Source organism: Paenibacillus sp. FSL W7-1332 (assembly GCF_037969785.1).
Classification (GTDB): Bacteria; Bacillota; Bacilli; order Paenibacillales; family Paenibacillaceae; genus Paenibacillus_AQ.
Map to the genome: position 1 here is coordinate 6,644,584 of NZ_CP150209.1, position 11,966 is coordinate 6,656,549.

Annotated in this window: 12 protein-coding genes and 1 pseudogene; 6 read left to right on the forward strand and 7 right to left on the reverse strand. The window is 37.5% G+C overall.

Annotated elements, in window-relative coordinates; translation table 11 throughout:
- Window positions 1–99: 99 nt before the first annotated feature.
- A complete protein-coding gene (locus tag MKX98_RS30225; RefSeq protein ID WP_339220086.1) occupies window positions 100–255 on the forward strand; it encodes a hypothetical protein in 156 nt (51 codons plus the stop codon).
- Window positions 256–340: 85 nt separating this feature from the next.
- Here MKX98_RS30225 and MKX98_RS30230 read toward each other — a convergent pair whose 3' ends face one another.
- The 3 genes from MKX98_RS30230 to MKX98_RS30240 are packed head-to-tail and all read right to left on the reverse strand — an operon-like array spanning window position 341 to window position 3,404.
- On the reverse strand, window positions 341–1,366 hold the full coding sequence (locus MKX98_RS30230; protein ID WP_063477442.1) for a hypothetical protein: 1,026 nt from the start codon (window positions 1,364–1,366) through the stop codon (window positions 341–343).
- Window positions 1,367–1,381: 15 nt separating this feature from the next.
- Entirely contained in the window at window positions 1,382–2,860 is a 1,479-nt protein-coding gene (locus tag MKX98_RS30235; protein ID WP_339220087.1) for a class I adenylate-forming enzyme family protein, read from the reverse strand.
- Window positions 2,861–2,906: 46 nt separating this feature from the next.
- Window positions 2,907–3,404, reverse strand: coding sequence for a hypothetical protein (locus MKX98_RS30240; protein ID WP_063477444.1), 498 nt, complete (start codon window positions 3,402–3,404; stop codon window positions 2,907–2,909).
- Here MKX98_RS30240 and MKX98_RS30245 point away from each other — a divergent pair.
- Together MKX98_RS30245 and MKX98_RS30250 are read left to right on the forward strand one after the other, a co-directional pair.
- A complete protein-coding gene (locus tag MKX98_RS30245) occupies window positions 3,403–3,816 on the forward strand; it encodes a peptidoglycan-binding domain-containing protein (RefSeq protein ID WP_063477445.1) in 414 nt (137 codons plus the stop codon). The two genes, MKX98_RS30240 and MKX98_RS30245, sit on opposite strands and share 2 nt — an antisense overlap.
- A 23-nt stretch (window positions 3,817–3,839) precedes the next feature.
- Window positions 3,840–4,478 (forward strand): hypothetical protein, encoded by a 639-nt coding sequence (locus MKX98_RS30250; protein WP_063477446.1) that lies wholly within the window; start codon window positions 3,840–3,842, stop codon window positions 4,476–4,478.
- Between the two features lie 168 nt (window positions 4,479–4,646).
- On the opposite strand, the gene MKX98_RS30255 is transcribed toward MKX98_RS30250, so the two are convergent.
- Both MKX98_RS30255 and MKX98_RS30260 read right to left on the reverse strand, forming a co-directional pair.
- Window positions 4,647–5,285, reverse strand: coding sequence for a hypothetical protein (locus tag MKX98_RS30255; protein WP_339220089.1), 639 nt, complete (start codon window positions 5,283–5,285; stop codon window positions 4,647–4,649).
- Between the two features lie 45 nt (window positions 5,286–5,330).
- The gene (locus MKX98_RS30260; protein ID WP_074961862.1) at window positions 5,331–5,819 is read right to left on the reverse strand and encodes a peptidoglycan-binding domain-containing protein; all 489 of its coding nucleotides are present in this window, start codon (window positions 5,817–5,819) and stop codon (window positions 5,331–5,333) included.
- Between the two features lie 269 nt (window positions 5,820–6,088).
- Between MKX98_RS30260 and MKX98_RS30265 the strand changes: the two genes are divergently transcribed.
- Entirely contained in the window at window positions 6,089–6,298 is a 210-nt protein-coding gene (locus MKX98_RS30265) for a hypothetical protein (RefSeq protein WP_063477448.1), read from the forward strand.
- Here MKX98_RS30265 and MKX98_RS30270 read toward each other — a convergent pair.
- Together MKX98_RS30270 and MKX98_RS30275 are read right to left on the reverse strand one after the other, a co-directional pair.
- Window positions 6,281–6,757, reverse strand: a complete 477-nt coding sequence (locus tag MKX98_RS30270; protein ID WP_063477449.1) for an AbrB/MazE/SpoVT family DNA-binding domain-containing protein — start codon at window positions 6,755–6,757, stop codon at window positions 6,281–6,283. The genes MKX98_RS30265 and MKX98_RS30270 overlap by 18 nt on opposite strands.
- Window positions 6,758–7,310: 553 nt before the next feature.
- Window positions 7,311–8,359 (reverse strand): annotated as a pseudogene (locus MKX98_RS30275) (IS3 family transposase); the annotation flags it as partial.
- A gap of 843 nt (window positions 8,360–9,202) precedes the next feature.
- Here MKX98_RS30275 and MKX98_RS30280 point away from each other — a divergent pair.
- Together MKX98_RS30280 and MKX98_RS30285 are read left to right on the forward strand one after the other, a co-directional pair.
- On the forward strand, window positions 9,203–9,952 hold the full coding sequence (locus tag MKX98_RS30280; RefSeq protein ID WP_063477451.1) for a DUF4046 domain-containing protein: 750 nt from the start codon (window positions 9,203–9,205) through the stop codon (window positions 9,950–9,952).
- Between the two features lie 406 nt (window positions 9,953–10,358).
- Window positions 10,359–11,966: a spore germination protein gene (locus MKX98_RS30285; protein ID WP_082834227.1), complete on the forward strand. Its 1,608-nt coding sequence runs from the start codon at window positions 10,359–10,361 to the stop codon at window positions 11,964–11,966.

Here is an 11,966-nt window from a genome sequence, read left to right on the forward strand (position 1 = left end):
CTATTATATTGTGGTGTGTAAAACTCCTAAATCTATTAAAATGGAACATAGTAGAAAGGTTGGGAGAACACATGGGACTTTGGGATAAACAGCAGCTACGTGTTCATTAAAGATCATAATCTAGTGACCGTGCAGGATGCACAAAACGCCTTGAAAGATCTGTTTGCAGAAACACTCCAAGAAATGCTGGAGGCCGAGAGCACCAGTATCTGGATTTTCTTGTCCTTGGCTCGGGACAAGAACTTGTACCGATAAAATAAAAAAGCCGCTAAATTAGCGACTTTATATGGGATCATGTTCTTGTCCCTCGACAAGTCGCAATAATGCGACTACTTACAAATTATCTCTTTAATAATTCAATAAGATGTTTAATAGAATCGCCATCTTGTTTTTGTATATCGAGTAACCATTTTTGAGTCTTCTCTCTGTTATACTTTTTACTCATCAAACATTTCATGAAAAAATTTCTTAACTTCAATACATCGTTTTCAATATGAGAAAATGTACTTTCAAACTGTATAGCATCATCCAAATATCCACTTTTCATTAAATATTTAACACGCATGGTCATCAGTTTTTTGTGCTCATACAAGGCATGAAGAGATCGTAATGTTACTGGCGATATTTCTTCCTGATCAAATACCTCTACTAAACTACGATAAACCCCTACCCCCCAAGTTCTATTTCCTGAAGTCCTACCTTCCGGGTCTAAAAGCGGTACTTCTAATGCTGCATATCTCATCGAAGTATTAAACTCATTGATATAATCTTCTAGTTGAGTCACTACATAATCAAGATTTAATTGATACTTCGACTGGTGTCCTTCATCAATTCTTTTTAGCAATTGGACACCTTTAAATTCATTAGTATCCGAATACTCACTTTCCACAGCTTTTTTAAACGATTTATACTCTACAACTTCACGACTATAAGTCCCATTGAAAAAATCAGCAACATAAAAATGCTCATGCTTAGAATCGTAACCATATACAAAAATATCATGACCTATATGGTTGGAACTACGATATAATGGCAAATAAAAGGTGTCAACACCTAAATATACATAATAACCTAAGTTTATGCTATTAATTATAAAATCACAGACATCCATTTCAATACTATTAAAAATATCCTTCTTTATAAATTGTACTTCGACTAGAGGATAATGTATTCGGCTTAAAGGTTCATATGTATCCAGGTAAGTATCAAAATTAGTTACTGCAGGATATATTCCACAAAATAATTGTACATGATTATTAAATAGCCAATCATAAAAGTGAGGATGATTGTTAAGTATAGAAGTAATATTAGCACGGAATGGATAACTTTTAATTAATGGTTCACCCATTTCTAATATTTGTTTCATTCTTCTAATCTCCTTTTACTCAATATACGATAATTTTTGGCGTATAATTTTCCCATTCTCATTCCTAGGTATTTTATTCACATTATAAAAATAATGAGGAATCTTATAAGGGCTTAAATTTTGTTGGCATATCTTCTTTAGTTCAGTAATAGAGTTGTCATCAGCATTATTTGTTACTAATAAAGCTATTATTAATTCACCAAGAATAGGATCCTTTTTACCATAAACCGCAGCATCTAATATATCCTTTTGCTTAACTAAAAATTCTTCGATCTCCTCAGGGTATATTGTATTTCCTCCAACCAGAATGACATTCTTTTTTCTTCCAATAATACATAGTTCCCCTTTTTCGTTCAGGTATCCTAAATCCCCTGTTCTTAGCCAATTATTATTTAGTACTTCTCTCGAAGCTACTGGATTATTATAATAACCAATCATATTGCCAGGACTATTAATTAGAATTTCGCCGATCTGATTTGTTTTACATAGTTCATTATTCTCAGTGATTATTCGAAGTTGGATGCCCTCAAAAGGTCTACCGACAGTTTTATCATCAGTGCTAGGATATATATCACTATCGGGGTCAGTACAAGAAACTCTAGGCCCTGCCTCTGTAAGTCCATAGGCTTTTATTATTTTTGTATTTGGTAATTTCTTTCTAGCTTCAATTAGTTCTTGCGCCGGAGTATAATCACCGGCGCTAATTATAAATTTTAAAGATGATAGTAAGTCTGGGTCTTTTGGAGGGTAACGATTCATTAAATGCAAATGTGTAGGCACACAACCCAGTGAATAAATTCCATGCTCCTTTATTAATTTGTAAATATCTCGTGGAAAAAAGGGTTTAGAATAAACTACTGAAGTACCACCTAAAATTAATTGTGCCAGTAGTTGTGTTGTGTTCACGAAACTTGATGTTAGTGGAAGGATAATTAGTGTCTTATGAATACTATTTTTAAAAACTCTGTTATTATGCCTTTTTGCGACCCATAACAAGCCAGAATGAGATAATTGGACAATCTTAGAGGATTTGCCTGACGTCCCTGAAGTCGGTATCAAAACTGCTGTTCCATCTTTTAAATACCTTATATCCCTGTCATTATTGATAAAGGTTTCTTTTTCGCTATAGTTTAGAATTTTTATATTGAATTCTTCGCGGTCTAATAAAACATCCTCTCTATCTGTTATAAGAATAGTTGAATTCGTTTCTCGAATATGATTTTTAAGTTCCTGTACTGTGCTTTTTATTGATACTGGAACAACAACGCTTCCGGAAAAAAGGATCGCTAAATATGAAATATAGTAAAAAATAGGGTTATGAAGACATACAGAAATATTGGTTGGGTTTCCAAGTTTATTTGAAAGCTTTAGAGCCTCTTCCAACAATGAATCATATGTGATACTTTCGTTGTTCCATATTACTGCGATATTATCTGGGTATTTTCGTGCTGTTTCAGTAAATACACTTTGTATAGTATTAGTGCTCATATACATAATATGATCTCCAATGAAAAATAATAAAATATGCTGGATTCAAAAACTATGACAATGGAATAAAGGATCTAACCTTTCCTGTACTTGAATCTGGAATTATTATGTCAACTTTTTCTGTTGTCACAAATATATCGCATTTCAAAAACCTCTTTAATGCCTTTTCTATTTCTGTCTTAACATTTTTATCAATAATACCTTTTCCGGTATATTTTATATGGAACAGTTCGTAGTTTTTTTGTTCAACTTGTATTTGTATAATATCAGCTATAGGATTTAATAGAAGCCAAATTTGTGAGAGAACTGATCTATTTACAGGGCCTTTAGGTGTGATTACAGATTCACCCGTTCTACCTAAAATTTCAAGGATAGGTTCGTTTGAGCCACAAGAACATTCTTCCTTTAAAAAGCGACCTACATCACCAATTCTATAACGTACAAGAGGCATAGCTAATTGCATTTTTCCAGTTACGATAATATCTCCATACTCCAATCCGTATTCGTTGAAGAAGAAGAAGTTGGTTTCTCTAGTAACAGTTTCGCTCATGGGTTCACTTTTGTTTAGTGGTATAGCAAGTGCTGCTCAAGCAGGCTTCAGTTGGTGGCCGACTTTGAGAGAAGGTTCAACTGGTGGTTATGTTTCAGGTTTACAGGCTAACTTGTGGGCGTTCGGACAACAACCATATACAGCGATTGATGGTAGTTTTGGATCCGGAACAAAAACAGGGGTTATGAACTTTCAAAGATATGCGGGTGTTACCGCTGACGGTGTAGCTGGTTCATCTACATGGAATAGGTTCGATTACTACTCATTCTATTCAACCGATAAACATTGGTACCTAGATAGCCCCCAAAGCTCGACTTATTGGACCTTCTACGATGCAAACGGAACTAGAGTATCATACGAAGTACTGTATAAGTCTAATAACGCGAGAGTTAAATTCGGATATGTCAATTAATTAACAAGGAGGTACATTATACAATGAAGATAAAAAAAATACTTGTTACATGTGCGACAGGGGCTTTACTTCTAACAGGTGCTGGATATGCGTATCAGTCCTATGCTGCCGAAGGGGATACTACGATTCCAGAAGTGGTTACAGAAGAAAATACAGTACAACAAAGTGAAGGAATTACCGCCTCAAACACTCAAGAAACAGTAGTCCCGCCTGATCCGGGAGTTCAAGACAAGAGAGTTGATCTGTCTCAGCTTCCAGAGGGTGTTGAAGTGCGTATTCCTGAATCAATCAAGGACACAGCTCCTGCAGGAATAAGTGCTGCACAAAGCAGTGATGTTCCTAATTTGAAACAACTCACTCCTATCACTGCTAATGAAGTTGCTCCTGGTGAGTTTCATTTCATAGCAAGATACCAATCGCAAAATGGTGCTGAGATTATTGTAAATCAGGTACCTGTCGAGGGAAGTACCATCGAGACTATAAAGGGCTTCTATAAAGAACCGACAGAAGTTACCGAAATCAACGGCCATACCGTTGTTTATGTAGATGGCGAACATAGAAAAGCCGCACATTTATTCTTGAATGATCATCTGTTTAATGTCTCCACCTCCACTGGAGACCTTGATGATGTAATGAATGTACTCCAACAAATTCAGGAGTAACAATAAAAACCCACCGGGATTGAACTGTACCTCCAATGTTAGATGTGTCTAACAATTGGGGTGCAGTTCATACGCGGTGGGTTTTCGCTTGTTTAACTTCCGTCAAATCCATCGATAAAGCTTCCGCAAAATGCCTAGTTGCTCCTTTCTTTGAGTGTGCCTTTTGGATTACTCTTTAATTTCTTTCGCTAGTTCAATCAGGTAATCAAGAGTCACATCTTCATAAACTGTACCCACGGTAAATACATGATCATTTGTAACAATGTGGACCGTTTTCCTTGGGCCTTCATCTGTAGTCACTGCTTGGAATCCATTGATATCAATCACGGACACTTCACTAGAGTCATATATGCTCAAATTTTTAAAATAGTCAATAGACACCCTTGGGTCACGGTCTACTTGGAAAAACGTTACTTCTGATCCGCTCTTAAGAGCATAGATTACTTGTTTTTCTACATTTGTTCCCCAATCAGTTTCATTTGCCAATACCAATTTCTCAATAGAATTGTTAGACGCAGTACTTATATTCGCTTGAGACATTGTTCGATCTGCCAAGTCTAACGGAATATGGATATTATCAGTCGAAGCATTTTCAATATCAATATTTACAGTAACCGGTTCAGGACGTTGATTATCAGTAAAATCGCTTTCATTAACAACACCTTCCAAATCAGACGGTGTAGACTCAGATATGCTGCTTTCATTTACATTTGTTACAAGCGGTTGTTCAGCGGTATAAGCATAAATTGAAGTGCTTGCTCCCAAAGCAGCCACTATTCCTAAAGAAATTAGAATAGACTTTTTCATGTATTCATCCTCCTATTGATTTTATTGAGTATATTCGAGATAACATTAGAGCCATCTCTGGAAAACCAAACCAGAACTTACCACATTTCCATTTGATCTGTACTGAAGATAATAATTCATAGTTACATCGACGTTAGTCGCATAGTATGAATATATAGTTTGGTAGGTTGTGCTACCAGGATGAAGGTAACGGTATTCTCCATACCCCCCAGTAGGCATCACATAAGTATCCATCCTTGACCATGTACTTGAGCCAGCAACCCCGTCTGATGTCAATCCTTCTCTTGATTGGAAAGCTTTCACCGCATTTGTAGTGCCAGAACCATAACTGCCATCTATCGTTCCTACTGTTGATTGATATCCAGATGACCACAAGTTAGCTTGAAGTGCTCTAACATACCCTCCAGAAGAACCGGAACGAAGTGTTGGGAACTCCTCCCTGAAAAGTGCATCAGCTGCAGTACCTAAAAATAACATACTGGATAGAGAAATAGATGAAGCAAGCAATAAGACTTTCGACAGTGCTTTTTTCATTTTACCACCTCGTATTCTTATATTAACTTCATAAACTTGTAAACCATTACATCACAAATTATTACCATAAACACCATTTAATATAAAAATAGTTATTAAATTCCTAAAAATAGGGGTGGTTACCTACAAAATACTTAAAACCTAAGTATTCCGTTGGTTATATATATAAACACCTAAACCAGACTAAAGGTTAGGAAGAGTTGAAGAAATTTATCCGATATGCTGAATTATCGATAGGATACAAGGTGTTATTAGTGGAGAAATAAGGGGTGAAATTTAGGACTCATGCTAGCAATCCCAAGATATCGCTTTATAATGCTAAAAGAATAGAAGCGATTGAAAATCTGGAAATGCTTACAAAGGTGCAGCGTGAAATACAAAACTACCCGGGGGCGCCCGCAACAGAATTTTTTCGAGAATTTACTGTTTTAAAAATAAAGAAAAAGCCTAACTCTGCTGAGTTAGGCTTTTTTATCTAACTTCCGAATTAACTGACTCACGTAACCTTGGGAAAAACCAAGCTTTCTTGCCCATTCGCCTTGCGTAGCGTTGGGATAGGTCTCCATCACCTCGGCGAGCCGCCTCAAGGCATTGTCCCCTTTTTTTCCTCCAATACTACTCCCCTGTTCCGGTTGATCATCGCTTTCCAAAGCGGCGGCGCTTTCAAGGATGGCCATTGAGTCTAAGTCAGGTTGAGACACCATATCTCGTAAACAAGATCCACAAACTTGCCGCCCCTTGAAGTAACTTATCGACTCCATCGAATCACAAAACAAACATCCCGATTGATATTTACGAAACATCAATCGATTCGCCTGATCATCGATAAAAATCTCAACCGGCTCTCCCACATCCATCCCCAAAACCCGTCGTAATTCGATGGGGATCACAATCCGGCCAAGCTCATCCACCTGCCGGACAATTCCTGTACTTTTCATATAGCTTCCTCCTTCAAGCAAAAACTTTGCAACCCATTATGTTATCATCCAAGCTTTTTAGGACTTCAATTCATTTTGCTTACTGGACGTTGTGAAATATGTCGTTTCTAGTTAACACCAAATTTTATTAGAATTATAGATGAATTTACCTAATAAATCTATATTTCTATATAATTTGGTATTTTAATTATGGTTGGCTACGTTGCGTACCGGCTATCTAAATGACCGCTTTACCCCACATAGTCCGACTTTTTTATATTCAGAAATCCGGTACACCCACCAAGATGAATCGGCCGTCTTCCGGAAACGATAGCTAACACACAGAGCGGTTGCTAAAACCATAACCCTTGAATTACCTCTAGGGAAAGTTCAAGATATTTCGATATAATTTCTTGAGAGACAAACTTTTAGGCTTAGTGACAGGGTAGCTGCTCTAGACCGCAAAGTATTGTTTTCATTCTCTAGTCAATAGATTACACTCGAATTATTATAATATATAAGTTGGTTTGTTTATTATTATTTTGTCCACTATAATATGTAAAAAATTAATAATTGGATTTGTGTAGTGGAATCCTTGATCAGAATGAATCAGTGCATCTGATGTAAGTGTTATTGACCGGTTATTTTTTAGCTTTTTAACCGTTTCTAGTGCAATATCAAGCGTAATCTTATCCGACACCTGATAAGCCAAAATTTCATTGGTAGATGCATCTTGAATCGTAGAGAGATATGCTTTCTTCCCTTGTCCATAAAATAAATAGGTAATATCAGTAAGTAGTACTTTCCCAGGAGTTTCTTGTTTGAATTTACGGTTTAATTCATTTTTTAATACACGATGTTCCTGCGTAGCCTTAGCCATTTGACGATAAGGATTTGCTTTTCGGATGGGGCAAACAATGTTATATTTTTTCATTATTCTACGGATCCGTTTTAAGTTAAAGTTCACACCAAATTGAAGGGCTAACGTCATCTTAATCTGACGTGCTCCTTTTTTGCGATTGCGGTAACGAAAGGCTTTGAGGACCCATTCCTTAGCCTTTTCATCCTGTAGATCCCTCTGATTGCGACATAGCTGTGCCTGCATTGAAAAATGATTATAGTAGCCTGATCTGGATACACCAGCGATCTGACATAGGTACTTGACCATACGAATAAGGTGAAACTTTTGGATAACGGAATGAATTAATGTGAATTTTGTTGTATTAGCTATTTGAATTTCTTGTTCATCAGTCTCCTTTCTTCCATTTCGAGCTTTTATAACAGTTCGTTTTCTGCTTGTAATAGTTTGTTTTGAGCTAACAAACGTTCATACTTCTCCTCCATCGATAGCTCACGACCCAAAGGTCTACCTGAGTTTCCCTTACGTGTATCTGTAAGTCCATCTAACCCACTGGTCGTGTATGCACTCTTCCAACGTTTTGCAGCCTTATTTACACGAACCATTCCGAGGATTTCAATGTCAAAGCCGCAGGACTCAAAGATTTCTCTGGGTAGTCGACCTGACTCATATTCTGCAATAAATAAGCGTTTGAATTCATCTGTGTACGTAATACTCTTTTGACTTACGCTTTTCACATACGGATTGGATTTTATCTTGTTCACATCACGTTGACTAAATTAACTTAATACTCATGGTTTTCTCCCCGAATTTTATTTCCTTAAGTATATAGAAAAGTACCCCGTAGAGTAGACCTTTGGTGTCTACTCTACGGGGTACATTTTATATTACTGGCTGACCTTTTTTATAGGTTCTTATTATAATGACAGTCAGGATAGAATGTAGCGCATCGTTTTGAATTTCCGGCTGTCGAACAGGGTTTCGTTGTCCAAGCATACTTTATGACACATTTATTAGGATAGTTCCTGCCTAGCTGACATTATCTAAACGAGCGTGTCAAAACCTCTCGAAATATAAAGCTCTGCTATGTCACATTCTTGTGGAAACATCCCAAAAAGCAAGCTAAATCTGAACCCTACAGAATTTAAAAGCAAATGATTCTTTTTATTGAATTATTAAATGGACAAAGAGAAACAAATGATTTCATTTTGGTAAAAATAACGACCCCAAAAACAATTTAAGTGTGAATAAATGAGTCATATGGTGGAAAAGTATTTAACAAAGGAGGCTGTTCACACTGCTGAATATATTTAAAATTCATGAAACATTTGGTTGGATTTTTTACTTTCGGAGTTATTTTTTCTAAAGACTGGGTATATTCCCCTGCTTGTCCTGATAATTATCAATTTAGTACAGATATATGTTACAAATCGCCTTGCTAACGTCGAGGTAAAACCAAAATAACCTGCATCATTAATATGGCACCAGAACTCCGCTTAGACTGCAAAGCTAAGGAAATCCCATTATATAAAGCCCAATTTCTCGGTGTTGTAAGTGGGAAATTAGGCTTTAGTTAGTTCAAAAAAGCACCCTAGGAGGAATGGATTATGGAGTCGTCAGAAATAATCACGATATATCGGGAAGTATTAGAAGGAAAGCGAGCACGTTTTCCTAACTATTTTTTTGATGGGAAGCAAGGAAAGACACATCTTATCTGTCTAACTCAATACTTATTAGAAAAGCATCTGAACATACCGACTAAGGATATTCCTAATAAAGTGAATGCTAGACTCCTGTGGAGCCACCGCCTGCGGCCTCCAGCCAGCATGCATGGATGGAGTTTTATGGAACTAATTCAACATGCCTATCCCGGGCAATTTCACTCATGGCAATTTAAACAGGTATCGAATGGTTATTGGAGGGGACACATAGGATTAGAACGTGCTGTGGAAACGATCAAATATGTTATTGAAAATAAGTGCAATATTCCACACAACAAAATCCCACAGCACATAGACTGTCACTTCTTTAAACAACATAGGTTGACTGGTATTCTTTCTTTGTTTGGTGATTCTCCATATCAGGCCATTAATGCCGTATACCCAAACCAATTTCAACCTTGGGAATTTAATAATGTCCCTATGAATTATTGGAGAAGTGATCATAACATTAAAAAGGCCATGAACAGTCTCATTTTTGATAAGCTTAGCTGTTCCTCATACGATGAAGCTCATTTAAAACTAAAGAAGACCCACTTTGAAAAGTATGGATATTCCGGATTATTTCAAACAGCATTTAACATGCGATTATATAATGTAAGAAAGTGGTTAGATGAAGCCGGCGATTCAGGTAAATAATGATTCAGTTCGAAGGTGCTTGGAAGTTCTTATTGCCATTCGGAGCCAAAAATCCCTACCGAAAATAGAGGTTCACGAGAGTCTCTATCCAGAAGTCTTTCATCTATTGTATTGAGTTACTTCTAGTTCATACATTGGGTTTTCGTTTCCCGCTCGTTACTCTATATCATGAATGAGAACATAGGGATGACGAAAATCTTTGGTAAGGTTAAAAAGAGATTATAGAATTGCGGTGAAAGGTCTAATATGAATATCTAACAGACAACCGTCAAAGGCTGTCTGATTTTTTACTTTTTAGGTATCCATTAATAGTGTGTTTTCAACACCGTGTAGATGAATAAATCTCCACATCTTTACACATGGTAAGAACTATAAAAATAAATCAGTGTTTGGAGTGTTTCACGCTATGTTTAAAAGAGGACGTCATTTTTCTATGCCTCGAAAAAAAGAGGCACCATTCATTCAAGGGAAATTATCAAATCATCATTCCGAACGGTTAAGTCCAGCGTTAGATGAGAACCTGAGACAGATCCATGCCCGAATTGGGGAAAATGGTGATGTTATCAATCGAGAGTTTCTTATCTTCGGGAAATACCGCGGGGCTATTGTATACTTGTCATCCCTGGTTGACGAACCCTCCATTTATAGAGATATACTGAAGCCTTTAATGCTGACTCCCTCACATGATAAAGACTTGGATGTTCCTTGTCAGGAATTGATCGATATGATCTGGTGTGAATATTTACATGTAAGCAAGGGAAAAAACATATCAGAAGTGAGCTTAATTCTTGAATCCCTCTTTCAAGGAAACACCCTATTCGTGGTTGAAGGCTCCTCGGAAGCCATCCTGTTAGATACGCGCACTATTCAGAAAAGAGGAATCCAGGAACCTCAAACGGAGCAGGTCATTCGTGGCTCTCGAGAGGGATACATTGAAGTTTTAGAAACAAACTTAAACCTCCTTCGTGCAAGATTGCAGACGCCTGACCTGCGAATTACCATCAAACCTATCGGCCAAAAAACCAAGTCAAAGGTCGCTGTTTGTTACTTAAACGGTATTACAAATCCAGAACTGATCGATGAAGCCAATAAAAGGCTATCTAAGATTAATACGGATGGGATATTGGATGCGGGCTACATTGAACAATTCATCGAGGATTATCCCTACTCCCCATTCCCACAAGTTCAAAATACGGAGCGACCGGATAAAACAGCCGCTTCTCTTTTGGAAGGACGTGTAGCTATTCTGGTCGATGGGTCCCCCTTTGCCTTGATCATTCCTGCGGTATTTAATCAGTTCTATCAAACCCTAGATGACTATACAGAACGTTTTATTATAGGCAGCTTGATACGTACGATTCGATTAGTTGCCTTACTATTTTCACTGTTTATTCCAGCGCTGTACGTATCGATCATTTCCTTTAACCCGGAATTGATTCCCACTGAATTTGCCGTCGCTGTGGCAAGCGGACGTGCAGGTGTACCTTATCCAGCCGTCGTTGAGATCTTGATTATGGAAGTGTCGATGGAGGTCCTACGTGAAGCCACATTAAGGCTCCCTCAACTCATTGGAGGCGCCCTCTCGATTGTGGGTGTTCTTGTTATTGGAGATGCGGCTGTTTCAGCGGGATTTGTTAGTCCCATTACTGTCGTCGTTGTTGCTTTAACCACCATTGGATCATTCGCAACTCCAGCCTATAATGCTGCGATCGCAGTACGTATGCTGCGATTTCCAATGATTATCTTAGCAGGCATGTTTGGCATTTACGGTATGGTGATTGGCATGCTATTCATTGTCAATCATGTATTGAACATTGATTCGTTTGGAGTTCCTTACTTATCCCCTTTTGTTCCAGGAAATAAGCAAGGGCTAAAAGATTCTCTTATGAGGGCGCCATTATGGTGGATGTCTCACCGTCCAAGCCACCTGCATACACTCGATAATACGAGGCTCTCAGACAATGATCAGCCCAGCACAGATTCCGTATTACAACCAACAAGAGAAGAGAGATAA